General features: G+C 71.7%; 10 protein-coding genes and 1 pseudogene. 6 read left to right on the top strand and 5 right to left on the bottom strand.

From position 1 onward, the window contains the following. Window positions 1-19 precede the first annotated feature (19 nt). Together WMF46_RS24805 and WMF46_RS24800 are read left to right on the top strand one after the other, a co-directional pair. A complete protein-coding gene (locus WMF46_RS24805) occupies window positions 20-1,369 on the top strand; it encodes a hypothetical protein (RefSeq protein WP_437979449.1) in 1,350 nt (449 codons plus the stop codon). Beyond that, window positions 1,356-3,656: a tetratricopeptide repeat protein gene (locus WMF46_RS24800; RefSeq protein ID WP_437979448.1), complete on the top strand. Its 2,301-nt coding sequence runs from the start codon at window positions 1,356-1,358 to the stop codon at window positions 3,654-3,656. Before WMF46_RS24805 ends, WMF46_RS24800 begins: the two co-directional genes overlap by 14 nt. A 59-nt stretch (window positions 3,657-3,715) precedes the next feature. On the opposite strand, the gene WMF46_RS24795 is transcribed toward WMF46_RS24800, so the two are convergent. Then, window positions 3,716-3,802 carry a hypothetical protein gene (locus WMF46_RS24795; protein ID WP_437987935.1) on the bottom strand — a complete coding sequence of 29 codons (87 nt, stop codon included), beginning with the start codon at window positions 3,800-3,802 and terminating at the stop codon, window positions 3,716-3,718. A 663-nt stretch (window positions 3,803-4,465) separates the two neighbouring features. Then, on the bottom strand, window positions 4,466-4,612 hold the full coding sequence (locus tag WMF46_RS24790) for a hypothetical protein (RefSeq protein ID WP_437979447.1): 147 nt from the start codon (window positions 4,610-4,612) through the stop codon (window positions 4,466-4,468). A 276-nt stretch (window positions 4,613-4,888) separates the two neighbouring features. Between WMF46_RS24790 and WMF46_RS24785 the strand changes: the two genes are divergently transcribed. Next, window positions 4,889-5,479: a Uma2 family endonuclease gene (locus WMF46_RS24785; RefSeq protein WP_437979446.1), complete on the top strand. Its 591-nt coding sequence runs from the start codon at window positions 4,889-4,891 to the stop codon at window positions 5,477-5,479. 73 nt (window positions 5,480-5,552) lie between these two features. On the opposite strand, the gene WMF46_RS24780 is transcribed toward WMF46_RS24785, so the two are convergent. Further along, window positions 5,553-6,773, bottom strand: a complete 1,221-nt coding sequence (locus WMF46_RS24780) for a serine/threonine-protein kinase (RefSeq protein ID WP_437979445.1) — start codon at window positions 6,771-6,773, stop codon at window positions 5,553-5,555. Window positions 6,774-7,147: 374 nt separating this feature from the next. Here WMF46_RS24780 and WMF46_RS24775 point away from each other — a divergent pair, with 374 nt between their 5' ends. After that, window positions 7,148-10,738: an SNF2-related protein gene (locus WMF46_RS24775; RefSeq protein WP_437979444.1), complete on the top strand. Its 3,591-nt coding sequence runs from the start codon at window positions 7,148-7,150 to the stop codon at window positions 10,736-10,738. Window positions 10,739-10,820: 82 nt separating this feature from the next. Here WMF46_RS24775 and WMF46_RS24770 read toward each other — a convergent pair. Both WMF46_RS24770 and WMF46_RS24765 read right to left on the bottom strand, forming a co-directional pair. Next, a pseudogene (locus WMF46_RS24770) lies at window positions 10,821-10,901 on the bottom strand (Uma2 family endonuclease); the annotation flags it as partial. Continuing rightward, entirely contained in the window at window positions 10,898-11,221 is a 324-nt protein-coding gene (locus tag WMF46_RS24765) for a hypothetical protein (RefSeq protein WP_437987934.1), read from the bottom strand. The gene WMF46_RS24765 and the pseudogene WMF46_RS24770, both read right to left, overlap by 4 nt. A gap of 240 nt (window positions 11,222-11,461) precedes the next feature. On the opposite strand from WMF46_RS24765, the gene WMF46_RS24760 reads away from it, so the two are divergent. Continuing rightward, complete coding sequence (locus WMF46_RS24760) at window positions 11,462-12,367, top strand: hypothetical protein (RefSeq protein ID WP_437979443.1); 906 nt, start codon at window positions 11,462-11,464, stop codon at window positions 12,365-12,367. A gap of 807 nt (window positions 12,368-13,174) precedes the next feature. Then, on the top strand, window positions 13,175-18,370 hold the full coding sequence (locus tag WMF46_RS24755; RefSeq protein ID WP_437987838.1) for an nSTAND1 domain-containing NTPase: 5,196 nt from the start codon (window positions 13,175-13,177) through the stop codon (window positions 18,368-18,370). Window positions 18,371-18,597: the final 227 nt, after the last annotated feature.

Below are 18,597 nucleotides of genomic sequence, written 5' to 3'. Positions count from 1 at the left end.
GCCCCGGAGCTCCTCTGCCATGAGCAACGCCCCGATCGCCACCCTCTGCGGCCATGCGGTCTCCAGCCGCGTGCTGACCCCGCCGCCCGCGCAGAACCTGGACGATGCCGTCCGCCTCTGCGACCCCTACTCGCCGCTGGACCCCCGGGAAGATTCCAGCCTGTTCGCCAACCTGACGGCCATCCGCGGCAGCGATCGCCTCGGCCGGATCGTCCGCAACATCCGCCGGTCCGGTGGGATCCCCACCCTCCACTTCGTCAGCGGTCACCTCGGGAGCGGGAAGACCACCGAGCTCCTTCGGATGAAGGTCCAGCTGGAGACGGCCTCTCACGGCGCGCCGCTCGCGACGGTCCTGTTTCTCGACGCTGACGTGATGCTGAACCGGACCGACATCGACCTCGAGGACATCCTCCTCGCGCTGTGGAAGCTCGTTTATGAGCAGCGGAAGGCGGCGGCCGTGAAGGTGCTCATGCCGCTGTGGAAGGACCAGATCTCGGAGGCGCTGAGCAAGACGATCACCAACCTTCCCGGCGACATCTCGGAGGCGCTCACCCGCATCCTCGGCGAGGTCCGCCTGTCCAGCGCGGAGCGCCGGAAGGACATCCGCACCGCCCTGCGGTCCACGACGGCCGTGCTGATCGAGGGGCTGAACAAGGCCTTCGCCGCGACCAGGGAGGCGCCGGACGACGGCGCGGGTCCGCTGGTGGTGCTCATCGACAACATGGAGAAGCTGAGCCAGGCACACCACGAGGGGGTGGAGCGGCTCTACCGGGAGCGGATGGGCGCCCTGAAGAGCCTCGACGCGCACCTCGTCATCACGGTTCCGCTGTATCTCTGTTACGCGCCGGCCGGCGCGGGGCTGAGCGGGCTCTACGGCGGCGAGATCGTCGTCGTGCCGATGATCGAGGTCCGCCGGCGCGCCGCGGAGGGCGGTGGGGACAACCAGGGCGGCGTGACCGCGCTGGTAGACTTGCTCAAGAAGCGAGTGCAGTTCGATCGTCTGTTCGAGGAAGGCGACAGGGCGGCGGAGCGAATCGCGCGCCTCAGCGGCGGCTGCATCCGGCATGCGCTCCACATGGTGCGGGCAGCCAGCAATGAGCATGATGACCCCCCGGTGACCGCGGCCTCGGTCGAGCGGGCCGCCGCCATCTTGCAGGCCGATTTCGAGCGGGCGCTGCCTGAGGGATATGTGCCGATTCTGCGCCAGATCGCAGAGACGAATCGATTTCCGGACCAGTGCGACATAGGGGTGAAGCGCGACCTGCTGCTCAACCTGTTCGTCCTCGAATATCAGAACGGCGGTCCGGACCCGTGGCACGCGGTCCACCCGCTCGTGGAGCGGTGCCGGAAGTACCGTGAGCACGGGTGAACCTGCGGGCGGGGGGTCGTACCTGCCGGGGTCGGCTGCCGAGCCCATCGCCGACCTGACCGACGAGTCCGAGGAGCGGCTCAGGGCGCTCCGCCGGGGACTGCGGCGCGCGGACCGGTTCGCGTTGTTCGTGGTGCTGGCGTCTGGCGTAGCCCGGGCCGAGGTGTTGCGGCGGATGCGAGGATGGAGCGGGCAGGAGGGGCTCCCGACGTTCCAGTTCCTGCCGGATGGAGCGCAGGGGGTGCGCGCCGTAGAAGAGCTCCTGGAGACCGCGGGGCCTGTCCAGCCGCTCCGGGGTGTCGTCGTGCCTGATACAGCGTCGTTGCTCGACACCGCGGAAGGCCGCGCGATTCAGGCGCTCAACGTCGCGCGCGACACGCTGGCGCGCGTGATCGTGGGGCCGCTCGTGCTGGTGCTTTCGCCGGACCGCGCCGCCGATCTGCCTCGCGTGGCCCCTGATCTGTTCGACGTACGATCAGGGACATGCGAGGTGGAGGCGCTCCCAGGCGCCACGCTGGGCGATGACGCGAGGCTCGCATCGCCGCCCGAAGAAGCGCGACGCCCTGCGGGAACGATCGAGGAACTGGACGAGTTGAGGGCGACAGCAGCCCGACTTCGCGAGATGATGGCTTCGTCGGAGACACCGCCGCCGGCCGCGCTGGCCGATGCATGGCTGAATCTTGGGCAGGAGCTACTATTTCAACACTATGCCCTCGACGAGGCGCTGGCTAGCTCAAGAGAGGCGAGGCGCCTGGCGGAGGGTATCGGCTATCATGGCGCGGTTGCGGCTGCCTTGGTCCTCGAAGGCAACGTGGCGATGTTTCGTGACGATCTCGAACGCTCAAGGAAGGCATACGAGCATGGCCTGGAGATCTCTCGAGCGGCCCAGGATCGCCTCGGCGAGGCCAACTGCCTGAAGAGGCTCGGCGACCTCGATATGCGCGTCGACGACCTCGATGCCGCTCGCACCTCCTACACCCTCGCTCTGGCTATCTTTCGCGAGATTCGCGATCGTTTCGGCGAGTCCAATTGTCTTTGGCGCCTCGGCGATCTCGATATGCGCGTTTCCAATGTCGATGCCGCTCGCACTTCTTATACCCTCGCTCTGGTCATCTTTCGGGAGGTTCGCGATCGCCTCGGCGAGGCCAACTGTCTTTGGCGCCTTGGCGACCTCGACATGCGCGTCGACGACGTCGATGCCGCTCGCACTTCTTATACCCTCGCTCTGGCCATCTTTCGTGAATTTCGCGATCGCCTCGGCGAGGCCAACTGCCTGAAGAGCATCGGCGACCTTGACATGCGCGTCGACGACGTCGATGCCGCTCGCACTTCTTATACCCTCGCGCTGGCCATCTTTCGCGAGATTCACGATCGCCTCGGCGAGGCCAACTGTCTTTGGCGCCTCGGCGACCTCGACAGGCGCGTTGACGACGTCGATGCCGCTCGCACTTCTTATACCCTCGCTCTGGCCATCTTTCGCGAGATTCGCGCTCGCCTCGGCGAGGCCAACTGCCTTCAGAGCATCGGCGACCTCGACAGGCGCGTTGACGACGTCGATGCCGCTCGCACTTCTTATACCCTCGCTCTGGCCATCTTTCGCGAGATTCGCGCTCGCCTCGGCGAGGCCAACTGCCTTCAGAGCATCGGCGACCTCGACAGGCGCGTCGACGACGTCGATGCCGCTCGCGCCTCTTACACCCTCGCTCTAGCCATCTTTCGCGAGATTCGCGATCGCCTCGGCGAGGCCAACTGCCTTCAGAGCCTTGGTCTCCTGGCGCTTGCGGCCGGTGAGCCCAAGGAAGCTTTTCAGCGCTTCCTGGAGGTGCTCGCCCGCCATCGCGAGATCCGGAATCCAGTTGGCGAGCAGGCTGTTCACGGCTACCTCGCACGCACAGCCGCGGCTGTCGGCGCTCCGGACCAGGCGTTGATCCTCGCAGAGCGCTCCCTGGACATCGGCCGGCGGATACACGCTCGCTTTGGTCAGAGAATCACACTGGAGCTCCAGCTCCGGCTCTTCTCCAGCCTGCAGGACGGCCGGGCGTACCTTGCCACCGCCCTTCTACTCCGCGATCTCTGCACCTCCCTCCGCGAGGTCGATCGTGCGCAGGGCTACGCTGCCATCCTTGAACAGGCACAGCGCACGCTGCCCGCCGAGGCGTGGGCCGACCTCCAGCAACACGCCGAAGCCCTCCGCCAAGGGGCGGTCGCTGCAGCCTCTCAGCGGCTTCAGGACGCCGGCCGCGACCCGTACGCCCTCCCCAGCCCTCCTGACGCCACGGCTCCATGACTCCCCAGAACCCCCGCGCCTGGTCAGCTCGATCGACTCCTCGATGTCCGCGAGCGCGCTCAGGGCGCCTTCACCTCGACGGGGATCGCGGAGCTCGTCCCGGCGCCGTCGCCGAGCTGACCCAGGGTGCCTCTGCCCCAGCACAGGACCTGGCCAGGGCCCGTGGGGCCGCACGCCCCCCTCGACGATCGCGCACGTGTGGAAGAAGCCGGCGCTCACCGCGACGACCTTGGCGAGCGCGGTGCCGTCGCCGAGGACGACGGGTTCCATTTGCGCATTATCGGCCCTCGTCGGCGTGCTGCGACGGAGCTGCCCTTGCTCGTTGCTGCCACGGCAGCGGAGCTGCCTCTGGTCGTCGATCGCGCAGACGAAGACGTAGCCGGTGGACATCGGACCCCAGACACCCGGGATCGCGGCCGTCGTCCCGGCCGGGGGAGCCTCGGCGCCGTGCTGGCCCGAGCTGTTGTTCGTCCCCCAGCAGAAGAGGCCTCCCACGCCATCGCGCGCACAGCCGAAGTTCGTGCCGTAGGAGATCTCGGAGAAGGGCAGCGTCGCTCCCGCGGCGATGAGCGGCGTGTGCGCGCTGTTGTTCTCGCCGCCCTCGGAGCCGGCGGGGGTGTTCGTGAGGAGATATCCGCCGCCCTCCGCGCTCCAGCAATGCAGCCCGTCTTCCGCGGCCCCGGTCGAGAAGCAGCTCCGAGCTCCGCGTCTCGAAGATCCGAAGACGATCAACATCGACGTCGTGCCGAGTTGGCCCGACGTCGAGGATCCGCTTCGACGCAACCATCGGCTTCGGGGCGCCGAGGAGGTCAGTTCTCGATGGTGTAGCAGTCGAATTGATAGGTGCTCGGTGCGGCCGCCTCGACCTCGCGCGCGACCATCATTCCGAGCTCTTCCAGGTCCGCCATGACCTCTTCGGGCATGCCGTGGTAGTCGTAGGACGGATCAAGGAGCACGCAGAGAGCGCCGGCCTCGGTCTCTCCGTAGTCGTGCGGCGAGGCTCGAACGCCTCGTCGGCGGCCTATCTAAGACACGCTTCTTCAAACTCGAGCAGGACCTCTCGCTCACCCTGCTCCAACTTCGCTCTCATCAGCGATAGGGACGCTCGTGGACTGTTGGCCCTGGCGGTCGCCGTCGTGCTCCCGTGTCGATGAGCGCCGTGGCCGGCGCGCCGCCGGCCCCCTGCTCCTCGCCGCCTTGCTGCGCCGCGCGTCCCCGGGCAGGCTTCCGCCATGGGCCAGCCCGCCGCCAAGCAGCGCCGCGCGACGTACGCCGATCTCGAAGCCGTCCCGCCGACCAAGGTGGCGGAGCTCATCGCTGGCACTTTGCACGTGTTCCCCAGGCCGGCGCCGCCTCATGCACGCGCATCGTCTCGCCTCGGCATCGAGCTCGGCGGTCCGTTCGATGCAGGGAAGGGGGGGCCTGGCGGCTGGTGGATCCTGGACGAGCCCGAACTGCACTTCCCGGACCCAGCGGTGCCGGATGAGGTGGAGGCGGTCGTACCGGACATCGCTGGCTGGCGTCGAGAACGCATGCCCGAGCTGCCGACGACGGCTTTCTTCCCGCTCGCCCCGGATTGGGTCTGTGAGGTGCTGAGCCCTTCGACCGAGGACGTGGACCGCGACGAGAAGATGCCGATCTATGCGCGCGAGGGCGTGCGGCACGTGTGGCTGGTCGACCCGATCGCGCGGACGCTGGAGGTCTTCTCGCTCACCTCGGGTCGGGGGTGGGGGCCCGCCGCCGTCCACCGCGACGCCGCTCGCGTCCGCGTCGAGCCCTTCGAGGCGATCGAGCTGGATCTCTCGGTCCTCTGGGCGAACTAGCCGGCCACCGTCCCGAGTTCCTGGACGGCCCCGCCCGCGTCCTGATGAGGCGGACGCGGCGCGAGATCCGCGATCAGGGCGCTGTGCCCTGGCGTTCCAGCAGGCGCGCCGTCATCGCCTGCGCGGCGTCGGCGACCCGGGTGGCAGCGCGCGCCGCGTCGCGGACCACCTCGTCCACGCGGTGCGCGCCGTCGCTCCCCGCCGGCCCCCAGAGCAGCGCCGCGGGCAGCGCGATCCCGAGCGCCAGCGCCGCCCCGGCCGCCGCGACGCGCCAGCGCCGCCTCCGCGGAGCTGCCGGCGGCGCCACCGGCACGCCCGCCGCGGCCTCGAAGGCAGAGAGCATCGCCTGGACGCTGGGGAACCGCTCCGACGGGCTGATGGCGAAGGCGCGCGCGAACCACGCCTCCAGGGCGGGCGGCGCTCCCGGGCACAACGTGGCAAGCGCGGGGCGCCCGCTGACCAGGATGGCCGCGAGCACCGCGGCCAGGTTGCGGCCAGGGAACGGCTGCCGCCCGGTCAGCGCCTCGTGCGCGACGACCGCGAGCGACCACATGTCGAGCTGCGGGCCGCCCAGGCCTTCACACGTGTGCTCCGGGCTCAGGTACGCCGGCGTGCCCAGCACCACGCCGTCCGCGGTGCGGCGGCGGAAATCGGCCGGCCGATCCTGGCCGACCCACTTGGCGATCCCGAAGTCGGTGATCTTGGCGCATAGATGGCCGTCGCTCCCCTCCACAAGAAGGATGTTCGACGGCTTGATGTCCCGGTGCACGACGCCAAGGCCGTGCGCCACCGACAGCGCCTCTCCCAACTGGCGGAGCAGCGACGCGAGCTCGACGGCGGGGATCGTCCCTCGCTCCTCCAGCAGCTGACGCAGCGACCTGCCGCGCACGTGCTCCATCACGATGTACGGGCCCGCCGCCAGGTCCTCGCCGGCGTCGAGCACGGCGACGACGCCGCGGGTCTTCTGTCCGAGCTGCGCGGCGACCCGCGCCTCCAGGCGGAACCGCTCGATCGCATCGACGTTCCGCCCGCCCCGCGCCACCGTGAGGAACTTCAGCGCGACATCGGCGCGCCGGACGCCGTCGTGCGCGCGCCAGACCTCGCCCATCGCGCCGCGCCCGAGCAGCTGATCGACCTGGTAACGCCCGTCGATGAGGCGGCCTCGCAGCCGTACGGAGCGGCGCGAAGAGGCTGGGCGGGAGTCTGCCGGTCGATCAGCGAGCGCGACCACGCCGCGCGCGCTGTCTCTCCTCTGGGAGTCAGGTTGTGAATCGAACGAGGAAGGATGGAACACGATCGAGCACCTCCGTGCCGCCTCTGTGTCCCAGCCACGTCGGTGTCCTTTTCGGGCGACGCGCTGGGGTCAGGGACCGGGGCATGCCCAGAGCGTATCGCGAACATGCGACCCTGGGAATCCTGGACTGCGCTCCTCCAGCAGAGCGCCAATCACGGATACGCGCTCACAAGGTCGTACGGCCACGCTGGATGTCGGGTCGGGCGCGCAGCGCGGCGCAGAGCCCGCGCGTCGCCTAGCGCAGCTCCTCTTCATCGAGCGACGCGAACCCGCGCCGCGCGGCGCCGCACCCTACAGCGCGCTCGCTCCCGGGGGCCAGCGCGCCGGAACCCCTTGAACCGCGCCCTCGCACCGACGACGTTACGCCGCCCGTCATGCCCGGCGACACCCAGGCCGTCCCCCCCGTAGCCCCTGCGGCGCCCTTCGAGACCCGCGCGGCCCTCCTCGCCTGGCTCGCGCAGCACGGCGTCGCCCACCTGGCCCGGCTGAGCCTCGAGGCGGTGGCGCCGCGCGTCGACCCCACGCTCTGGCCCGAGCTGCAGCTCCTCGGCGCGCGGCGGCGCCTCATCGACCTCGCGAGCGCCGAGTCGCTCGCGGGCGCGCTCGCGTGGCTCGCGCCCTCGCGCCTCCGCGACGTCCTGCCGCCCCTCGTGGCTCGCTTCCTGGAGGACGAGCGCGACGACGCCGCGCTCGCGCGCTCCGCCGTCGCGTCGCTCCTGCGCGCGCCCGAGGAGCCGCGGGCCCAGTCGGCGCACGAGCGGCTCTGCGAGCTGCGCGCGCGCGTGCCGGACGCGGCGGCCCCGCGCCCCGAGCGGGCGCTCCGGGCCGCCGCGCTGCGGTTCGACGCCGCGCTCCCCGGCTTTCGCCTCGACGACCCGCGGCCCTTCGAGGCGCACCGCGCGGGCGCCGGCTTCGTAAGGCCGGAGGCGCGGTTGACCCTCGCGCCCGGGGCCCTCCGCGCCGAGTGCGATTGCGGCGCGGCCGGCTGCGTCCACGTGCTCGCGGCCATCGACGCCGCGCTGCTCTGGCTCCGCCAGCCCCCGAGCGAGGCCTTCTTCCAGGCGCTCGACGAGCTCGGCCGCCCCGCCTGGGAGCGCGCCTTGCTGGCGCTCGACAGGGCCCTCGACGAGGGCCCGGGGGCGCGCGGCGGCGTCGAGCTCTCCTTCCGGCTGGACGTCGTCGAGGCGGCCGGCGTCGTTGTCGCGCCCTGGATCCACCGGCTGGGCAAGAAGGCGCAGCGTGGCGCCGGGGCGCGGCTCGGCAAGAAGCGCCTCCTGCTGGAGCACGGCGGAAAGCTCTCCCCCGAGGACGCCCGCATCGCGTCCCTCCTGCCCGAGGGCAACGCCTTCGCCTCGCGGGCGCTGCTCGACGCGCTCATCGGCCACCCGCGCCTCTTCCTCGACGAGGCGCCCGACGTCGCCGTGCGGATCGAGCGCGCGCCGGTGGGCGTCGTGGCCGAGCAGCGCCACGGCGCCGTGCGGGTGAGCGCCGGCGTCGAGGGCACGGCGCTGCCCCCCGCGCTGCTCGATCGCGCGCGCCGGGCCCGGCCCGAGGAGGTGCTGTTCCTCTGGGACTGGGACAAAGGCGCGCGGCGGCTCACGCTGCTCGACGTCAAGGCCGAGATCCGGGCGCTGCTCGACGTGCTCGCGCGCGAGGGCGACGTTTTCCCGCCCGAGAGCCACGGCGCGCTGCTCGCCGCGCTCTCGCGGTGGGCGCTGCGCGTGCCCGTGGCCATGCCGCGCAGCGTGATGGGCGAGTCGGTCCCGCCGGAGCTGCTCCCGGTGCTGCGGCTCACGGCCCAGCCCCGCGGCGCGGTGGAGGTCGAGCTGCGCGTGCGGCCGCTCGCCGACGCCCCGCCGCTCGTGCCGGGCGCGGGCGCGCGCGACGTCCACGTGCGGCGCGGCGACCGGGCCCTGCACGCGGTGCGCGACCTGCGCCGGGAACAGGACTTCGCCGCCGCGCTCGCCGCCGCGCTCCCGCTCGCCGGGGCCGAGCCGTTCGAGGATCGCCCGTTCCACTACCGCTTCGCCAGCGCGCAGGGCGCGCTCGATCTGCTCGCCGCCTGCGCGCGGCGCGAGCCGCCCCCGGAGCTCGAGTGGGTCAGCGAGCCCCTGCGCGTCGTGGGCGACGGCGGCCCCCGCGCGCTCAAGGTCGTCCTCGAGAAGCGGCGCGAGTGGTTCGGCGCCCTCGGCGGCCTGAGCGTCGCGGGAGAGCGCGTGGAGCTGGCCCGGCTGCTCGATTCGGCGCGCCGCCACGAGCGCTACGTGCAGGTCGAGGCGACCACCTACGTGGAGCTGGGCGAGGCCCTGCGCGCCCACCTCGAGCGCCTGGCCGATCACGTCCACGACTCCCCGCGCGGCCTCTCGGTGGGCCCCTCGGCCGCCGCGGTGCTGTGGGAGCTCGAGCGGGCCGGCGCCGCGATCGAGGTGGACGGCGCGTTCCGGGGGCTCGTCGAGCGCGTCGTGGCCGCCGGCGAGCTCTGCCCCGACGCGCCGGCGGCGCTCGCGGGTGAGCTCCGCCCTTACCAGCTCGACGGGTACCGCTGGCTCGTGCGCCTCGCGGCCTGGGGCGCGGGGGGCGTTCTCGCCGACGACATGGGCCTCGGCAAGACGGTGCAGGCGCTCGCCGTCCTGCTCGAGCGCGGCGAGCGCGGGCCGGCGCTCGTCGTCGCGCCCACCTCGGTGGCCTTCAACTGGCAGGACGAGGCGCGTCGCTTCGCGCCCTCTCTCCGCATCACGATCTACGCGGACGAGGCCGATCGCGACGACGCGCTCGCGCGGCTCGGCCCGGGCGACGTGCTGGTGCTCAGCTACGGCCTGCTCGTGCGCGACGCCGCGCGCCTCGCGGCGCGGCGCTTCGCCACCGTCGTCTTCGACGAGGCGCAGAGCCTGAAGAACGCGACCACCCAGCGCTTCCGCGCCGCGAGGGCGCTCCAGGCGGACTTCACGTTCGCGCTCTCGGGCACGCCGATCGAGAACCACCTCGGCGAGCTCTGGAGCCTCTTCGCGCTCGTCTTCCCCGGCCTCCTGGGCGGCTGGGACGCGTTCCGCGACCGCTACGCCATGCCGATCGAGCGGCACATCGACCCTGCCGCGGGGCCCGCGCTCGCGCGCGTGCTCGCCCCGTTCCTCCTCCGGCGGACGAAGGCGCAGGTGGAGGCCGAGCTGCCGGCGCGCACCGAGGTGCGCGTGCCGGTCGTGCTCTCGGGCGCCGAGTGGCAGCTCTACGAGGACGCGCGCCTCGCGGCGCTGTCCGACCTCGAGACGCCCCGGGCGGTCCGGCGCGAGCAGGAGCGGCGCGTCGAGGTGCTGGCGGCGCTCACGCGCCTCAGGCTGCTCGCGTCGCACCCGCGCCTCTACGACGCGCGCTCGACGCTCGACTCGTCCAAGCTCGCGCGCTTCCTGGGGCTCGTCGAGGAGCTGTGCGCGGAGGGGCAGCGCGCGCTCGTGTTCAGCCAGTTCACGTCGCACCTCGCGCTGGTGCGCGAGGCGCTCGAGGCGCGCGGCGTCGCGTACGTCTACCTCGACGGCGCGACGCCCCGGAAGGCCCGGGCCGAGCGGGTGCGCGAGTTCCAGGAGGGGACGTCGCCGCTCTTCCTGATCTCGCTGAAGGCGGGGGGGTTCGGCATCAACCTCACGGCGGCCACCAACGTGATCCACCTCGACCCCTGGTGGAACCCCGCGGTCGAGGATCAGGCCTCGGACAGGGCGCACCGCCTGGGCCAGCGGCGGCCGGTCACCATCTATCGCCTGGTGGCGCTCGGGACGATCGAGGAGAAGATGCTGTCGCTGCACGCGGAGAAGCGCTCGCTCGTGGCGCAGGTGCTCGGCGGCAAGGACACCGCCGGCAAGCTCTCGACGCAGGAGCTCGTGGGCTTGCTCTCGGCGCAGCTCCGGGGGCCGGACGGCGGCGAGGGCGGGGACGGAGAGCTCTCGGACTCCCGCCCTCCGAGTCGGGATCTCTGACTCGGGATCTCTGACTCGTGCCGTACCTCCTGCGGTCCGCGGCGAGCGTGGAGATCTCAAGGGTCCGCTGGAGGGGCGCGATCAGCCAGACGTGCCGCACGCTCTCGCGCGCATAGATGGGCATCTTCTCCTTGCGATCGTGCTGCTCGGTCGAGGGGCTCAGGACCTCGCAAATGCCTGCGTGGGGTCGGCCTGCCTCGCCGCGTCGCCCGGAGGCGCCTTCTGGACGAGGGGCCGCTTCCATCGCCCCGAGGCGTAGTAGGCCGTGCCGGCGATCATCGACACGACGAAGCTCGCCGCGATGGCGTACCAGACGCCCTTCACGCTGCGCATCTCGCGCGAGAGCCAGTACGCGAGCGGGGCGCGGACGACCCAGAGGCTGAGCAGCGTCGTCGCGGTCGTGATCATGGTCGCGCCGGCGCCGTTGATGATGCCGTTGCTCACGAAGGTGAGGCCGAAGAACACGTAACACACGCCGACGATATGAAGGTCCGACTCTCGGGATGCTGCCTGTCGTCAGATCGGTTCCAAACTTCGATTGCATCAGGTTCCTCGCCTGGGAGCGGGTGGAGAGCGGCCTCGTGGTGGGCTGTTCAATCGCGGCGTAACGTAGGGAACGCGCGGCGACCGTCCACCACCCACTCCGCTGGCGCGCAGCTTGCAATCGGCCGGCGCCGCTGAGCGCTCCAGCGCTGCCCACGAGCGCCAGCGAGGAGAAACGACATGCCGAAAGCGAAGTCCGCGAGCGCATCCCGGACCCCGGGAGCGCGGCCCGGGCCGTCCGAGCCTTCCGAGGCGTCCCTGCCGCTGGCGCTCACCGCCGCCGAGCAGGATCTCCTGGGTCGCGCTCTCCGGTTCCTCGTCAACGTCCAGGCCGCGCCGTTCATCGCGCGGGCGCGTCGCGAGGGCTACGCGGCGAACGAGCACCGCGAGGGGTGGCGGCTATTCAAGCTCGCCGCGGGCGAGCAGCGCCCGCTCGAGCACCTCTTCGCGGAGGCCGCGGTGGAGGCCGCGAGCGGCGGAGGCGTCGAGGGCGCCGAGCGGATGCAGCTGCTCCGGGAGGTCGAGCTCTTCGAGAACACGTGGTTCCCGCGAACGCGCGCGATCATCCGCCGCGTGGTGCAGCGCGAGCGGCGCGACGGCTTCGAGGCCGCGTTCTTCAAGCACCTGGAGCCGCAGCCGCTCGGGTCGACGGTGGTCATGTCGGTCGGGACGTACCTCCGCCGCCTCGAGGGGCTCGCCAGGAATAGCGATGGCGACGCGAAGAAGGTTCACAAGACGCTCGCGGCGCGCGGGCTGACCGAGGCGAAGGTGCAGCAGGTGCGCGATCTGCTGGCGAAGCTCGAAGCCGGCGCCGGGGCTCAGGCGCAGCCGCCCCGGGTGCCGGCGGCCGAGCTGGCGAGGGCCTGGCGGGAGCAACGGGAGGGGATCGAGGGCCTGCGGGACTGGTTCAACGACTGGGCGACGACGCTGCGGCAGGTCTTCCCGGCGAATGCGCAGATCCAGCTCGGCCTCACGGCCGTGAGGCGCACGGTGGCCGCCGGAGAGGTGATCGAGGAGGACGTGTCGCTCGACGAGGACGAGGGCGCCCACGGCGAGGTCACCGGCGCGGAGCCGCCGGTCGGCTGACGCTCTTCGGCCGCCGCGGTGCCGGACCGGCGCCCGCGCTGCCAGCGCAGATCCCGCGCGCAGGCCGCACAAGTGGCGGGGGATGGGAGCCCGCGCGGCGCCAGGCCGCGGAGGCGGCTACGCAACCGCTTGCTCTCTTCCGCAATGGTTTGCGGCATCCAGCAAAAGGTTGCGCTCCGAGGGCCCCGGCGGAACACGTCCCGCACGGCATGAGCACGGCTGCGTGCAGGCGGCCGCGCTGCAAGGGAGACTCGCCGCATCGACTGGGCTCGTCGTCCGGGCCACGACTCGGTTCTTCGCCTGAACCACGATTCGGGCTCGTCGCCCGGGCCATCCCTGTGCCCATCGCCTGAGCCACAGCCCGGCTCCCCGCCTGAGCCACAGCCCGGCTCCCCGCCTGAGTCTGAGCGATGACTGGGCTCTTCACCTGAGCGATGACTGGGCTCGCCGCCTGAGCACAGCCCGGCTCCTCGCGTGTGCCACGGCTCGGCGCCTGGGAATTGCCGCAATGCCGATCGCCCTGAAATGACGGAAGAATAGGAGGAGAACGACGGAAGCCCTCGTGTGAAGGAGAGGGGCTGACGCATCCGAGGCGCCGACACCGGACGATGTGGGGGGGTATGCTATAGAACCTCCCAACAGGCAGCGACGGTTGGCTGCTTGAGCATCGGTCCGGGTACGCCGTCGGGTTCTCTCGCCAGAGCGGCGCGACGAGCTCGAGATTCGGGAGCGTTGCGTGTCGACAGGGGGTGGGGACGTTTCGCCCAGGGCCGCCGCGCGGGCGTGGCAGCGATCGGAGGGGCCAGGATGAGCCGCGAGACCCTCGCGCCAGGGACGGTGTTCCAGGATCGCTATGAGATCCTGTCCTGCTGCCGAGCGAGCGGCCGAACGGTCGTTTACAGGGGCCGGCGCATCAGGGGCGGTGGGCCGATCGTGCTCCAGATTCTCCGTCTGCCTCGCGATGGAGAGGGCAGGCACCCTGCGCGGCGCTCCGTCTCGCGGTTCCTGCGGGAGATGCGCTCTGGCACGCGGCTCCACCACGCTCCGATCGTCCGGCCCGTCGACTGGGGGCACGCCGGCGAGGGGCGGCTCTATACCGTCTTCGAGCTCATGCCGGGACACACCCTGCGGGAGGTGATGCCTTCGGAAGACGACCTGCAGCAGCACGCGCTCGGCGCGACCCTGCCGCAGGCGACGCTCGAGCTCAAGGAGACCCCGCGCCGCGACGCCGAGGCCCAGGAGCAGAGACAGCCGGACCGGCCTGGATCGAGCGGAATGCGCGGCGAGCGTGGCGAACCGGCCGAGACCACGCTCGCGCTCGCCGGCCTGGCACCCACGGAGGCGTCGGCCGGCGTGACGCCCGAGGAGCGAGCGCGCGAGGCCGCAGCGCCGTCGGTACACGAAGCGCACGACGCACACGGCGCAACCACGGTGGGGGGAGCGACGCCGACGGGGCGCGGTCCGAGCTCCGCGCTGCCGGACGTCGGCGGCACGATCAAGCATTACGAGATCATCCGCAAGCTGGGCCGGGGCGGCATGGGGATCGTGTACCTGGCCCGCGACACGAAGCTCGGGCGCCTCGTGGCGATCAAGCTGCTGCTCGAGTTCAGCGGACAGGGAAACGAGCGCTTCCTGGACGAGGCGCGGGCCACGGCGCGCTGCCGTCACGAGAACATCGTGGTGATCCACGAGGTGGACGAGATCCGCGGCCACCCGTACCTGGTGCTGGAGTACATCAAGGGCCGCACGCTGAGCGAATGGCTGACCCAGCGCGAGCACCCGAGCGCGCCGGGGCCGCTCGCCGCGATAGGGCCGTCGGGCCCGATGTCGCCCGGCCAGGTGGTGGAGCTGATGATCCCTGTGGTCCGCGCGCTGGTCTGCGCGCACGAGCTCGGGATCGTGCACCGCGATCTGAAGCCGGAGAACATCCTCATCGACGACGCAGGGAGCATCAAGGTGCTCGACTTCGGGATCGCGAAGCAGCTCGACGCCAGGGTGATGTCGACGCTCACGGGCACGCAGGCGACGCTCGCGCGAGGCCACGGCGATGGCCACCGGAGCGGGCTCATCGGCACGCCGGCCTACATGTCGCCCGAGCAATTGCTGGGCGGGGACGTCGATCCTCGCAGCGACCTCTGGGCCGTGGGCATCCTCCTGTACACGCTGCTCGTGGGGGCGCACCCGCTCGACCCGTTCTCGGTCGCGCGGCTCGCGGACATCGTGAAGCTCGATCTCCCCATGCCGCGCGTGAGCGCGCGGCGCTCGGACGTGGGCGCGCTCGGCGACCTTGTCGATCGGTGCTTGAAGAAGCGCAAGCACGAGCGCATCGGATCGGCCAAGGAGCTGCTCGCGGCGCTGGAGGCGCTGCTGCCCGGTCGAAAGGCGATCGAGCGGGGCGACGACGAGAGCCCGTTCGCCGGGCTGTCCGCGTTCCAGGAGTCGGACGCGGCGCGCTTCTTCGGCCGCGATCGCCAGATCGCCGCCACGGCGACGCGGCTGCGCTACCAGCCGCTCCTCACGGTCGTCGGGCCGTCGGGGGCGGGCAAATCGTCGCTCGTGCGCGCGGGGGTGATCCCGGCGTTGAAGCGCGGCAGCGAGCGGTGGGAGACGTTCATCGTGCGGCCGGGGCGCCGGCCGCTGTCGGCGCTCGTCGATGTGCTCGTGCAGGTGGCCGAGTCCGAGGTGGCCAGCACGGGGTCCGGGTCGGCCGAGCTCGCCGACCACGACGGGATCGTCGCCACGCTGCGCGCGCAGCCGGGGCACCTGGGCGCTCGGCTGCGCGCGCGCTGCCGCCGCGAGGGGACGAGGCACCATGTCCTGCTCTTCGTCGATCAGTTCGAGGAGCTGTACACGCTCGGCGCCAGCCGCGAGGAGCGGGCCGCGTTCGTGGCCTGCCTGGAAGGCGTGGCCGACGACGCGTCATCGCCCCTGCGTGTGCTGCTCGCCGTCCGCTCGGATTTCCTCGATCACATGGCCGACGATCACGATTTCGTGATCGACGTGACGCGCGGTCTGTCGCTGCTGCCGCCGATGGGGCGCGACGGCCTGCGCGACGCGCTGACGAGGCCGCTGGAGGCGGCCGGTCATCGCTTCGAGACGCCCGAGATGATCGAGGACATGTTGGGCACGCTGGAGAGCACGCGGAGCCCGCTGCCGCTCTTGCAGTTCACGGCCGCGAAGCTGTGGGAGGCGCGGGATCGCGAGCACCGGCTGCTGACGCGAGACAGCTACGAGCGGCTGGGCGGCGTGGCCGGCGCCCTGTCTGCGCACGCGGACGCGGTGCTCTCGGCGCTGCCGGTGCGCGAGCAGCGGCTGGCCCGCGCGGTGCTCGTGCGCCTTGTCACGCCGGAGCGCACGCGCGCGGTGGTCAGCCTCGAGGAGCTCCATGGGGTGGCGCAGACCGGCGGGGGTCCTGCGGGCGAGGCGATCGATCAGGTGGTCCAGCACCTGGCCGGCGCGCGGCTGCTGCTGATCGAGACCGGGGGCGAGCGCGAGGGCACGACGGTGGAGCTGGTGCATGAGTCGCTGATCGAGCGGTGGCCCAAGCTCCGGCAGTGGCTCGCCGAGGGCGAGCAAGACGCGCAGTTCCTGGCCCGGCTGCGCGCCTCGGCGCAGCAGTGGGAGGCGAGCGGCTGGGCCGAGGGGCTGCTCTGGCGCGACCGCGCGGCCCAGGACGCGAGGGCATGGTACGAGCGCCGGCGCGCCGCGCAGGGCGCCGATGGGCGAGCGGGGCTGAGCAAGCGCGAGGAGCGCTATCTCCTGGCCGTCGTGGAGCTCGCCGAGCGCGCGCGGCGCTTGCGACGGCAGTTTGCTGTCGGCCTGATCGCGACGCTCAGCGCGTTCGCGGTCATGGTGTCGTACTTGGCGATCCGCGCGCAGGCGGACGCGCTCCTGGCGCGCAATGCCACCCGCATGGCCGCGGCGCGCGAGCTGCAATCCGATCCCACGACGGTGCTGGCGCTCTTGCGGGAGGTCGAGCCGCCCGAGGTGCCGCGCGGGTGGGCCACCCTCGCGCGCTGGGCGCTGCACAGCTGGGTCGCGCGCGTGGTGCTCACCCATCCCGATTTCGTCATCCGCGCGGCGTTCAGCCCCGACGGCAAGCACATCGCGACGATCTGCGCGGACAGGGCCGTGCGGGTGTGGAACGCGGACGGCACGGGCGAGCCGCTGGTCCTTCGTGGCCACGACGCGCCGATCAACTCGGTGGCGTTCAGCCCCGGCGGCGAGCGCATCGTGACGGCGTCGGACGACAGGACCGCGCGGGTGTGGCGCACGGAGGGTGCGGGCGAGCCGCTCGTCCTCCGCGGTCACGAGGACGGGGTCTATTCGGCGGCGTTCAGCCCCGATGGCGGGCGCATCGTGACGGCGTCGTTCGACCGGACCGCGCGGGTGTGGAAGGCGGATGGCACGAGCGAGCTCCTCGTCCTCCGGGGTCACGCGGAGCCGGTCTATTTCGCGGCGTTCAGCCTCGACGGCGGGCGCATCGTGACGGCGTCGTTCGACCGGACCGCGCGGGTGTGGAAGGCGGACGGCACGGGCGAGCCGGTTATCCTGCCCGGTCACGAGGATGCCGTCTACTCGGCTGCGTTCAGCCCGGATGGCAAGCGCGTCGTCACGGCGTCGTGGGACAAGACGGCGCGGGTGTGGAACGCCGATGGGTCGGGCGAGCCCCGGATCCTGCGCGGCCACGAGGATGTCGTCTACTCGGCGGCGTTCAGCCCGGATGGCGAGCGGATCGTCACGGCGTCGTGGGACAAGACGGCGCGGGTGTGGAACGCCGATGGGTCGGGGGAGCCTCGTATCCTGCGCGGCCACCAGGATCGGGTCTACTCTGCGGTGTTCAGCGCCGACGGCAGGCGCATCGTCACGGCGTCTTATGACAAGACGGCGCGGGTGTGGAACGCCGAGAGCACGGGTGAGCCCCTCAGCCTCCGTGGTCACGAGGATGCCGTCTACTCGGCTGCGTTCAGCCCGGATGGCAAGCGCATCGTCACAGCGTCGTGGGACAGGACAGCGCGGGTGTGGAACGCCGAGGTCGCGGGGGCGCCCGTGATCTTCCGTGGCCACGAGGGGGAGGTGTTCTCGGCTGCGTTCAGCCCCGACGGCAAGCGCATCGTCACCGCGTCCGACGACAAGACGGCGCGAGTGTGGAACGCCGACGGCTCGGGGGAACCGCTGGTGATCCGTGGTCATGCGGACAGGGTTCGCTCGGCGGCGTTCAGCCCCGACGGCAAGCGCATCGTCACGGCGTCCTTTGACAAGACGGCGCGCGTGTGGAGCGCCGACGGGTCTGGAGAGCTCGTGGCGCTCCGTGGTCACGCGGACAGGGTGCGTTCGGCGGCGTTCAGCCCCGACGGCGAGCGCATCGTCACCGCCTCGTATGACAACACGGCGCGTGTGTGGAACGCCGATGGCACGGGCGAGGCCGTGGTCCTGCGAGGGCACGATCGTTGGGTCGTATCGGCGGCGTTCAGCCCTGACGGCAAGCGCGTCGTCACGGCGTCGTGGGACAAGACGGCGCGTGTGTGGAACGCCGACGGCACAGGCAAGCCCGTGGTCCTGCGTGGTCATGAGCACCTGGTCAATGCCGCGGTGTTCAGCCCTGATGGCAAGTATGTCGTGACCGCGTCCGACGACAAGACGACGCGGATATGGAATGCCGACGGCACGGGCGAGCCCCTGGTGCTGCGCGGGTCCGATGCGTCCGTCAACGCCGTGGCGTACAGCCCCGATGGCAAGCGCATCGTGACCGGGTCCGACGACAAGGTCGCGCGGGTATGGACCGACCTCGATCCGCTCCGCGGCGTCGATGACCCGAAGCTGTGGACGGCGACGACCTACTGCATGCCCGTCGAGCGGAGGATCGAGCTCCTTCGTGTGCCCGAGTCGGCCGCCCGGGCGAGCCAGGAGGCCTGTCTGCGGCAGGTCGCCGCGGTCCGCGCGGCCGCGCCGGGGGGGCAGGCGGACTCGGGGGGCCGGCTGCGCGGCACGGCCGGCCGATGACGAGCGTCGCTGCGCCGAGCGCGTGAGCGGGTCGCGGAAGCAGCGGGCTCTGGCGCTGCTCGCAGGTCCATGCTGCGTCTTGCGAGGAAAGTGCGAGAGCGTCGGGCGGCCGGAAATTGGCGGAAAGGGAGCCGCCGAGGCATCGAGGCGTCGAGAGCATCGATGTCGGGCGACGCGCGGGGACGATGCTATAGATCATCGCGGATAGGCAGCGAGGCTACCTGAGC

Source organism: Sorangium sp. So ce117 (assembly GCF_051524395.1).
Lineage (GTDB): Bacteria > Myxococcota_A > Polyangia > Polyangiales > Polyangiaceae > Sorangium > Sorangium cellulosum_B.
This window is presented reverse-complemented; position numbering and strand designations above follow the sequence as displayed.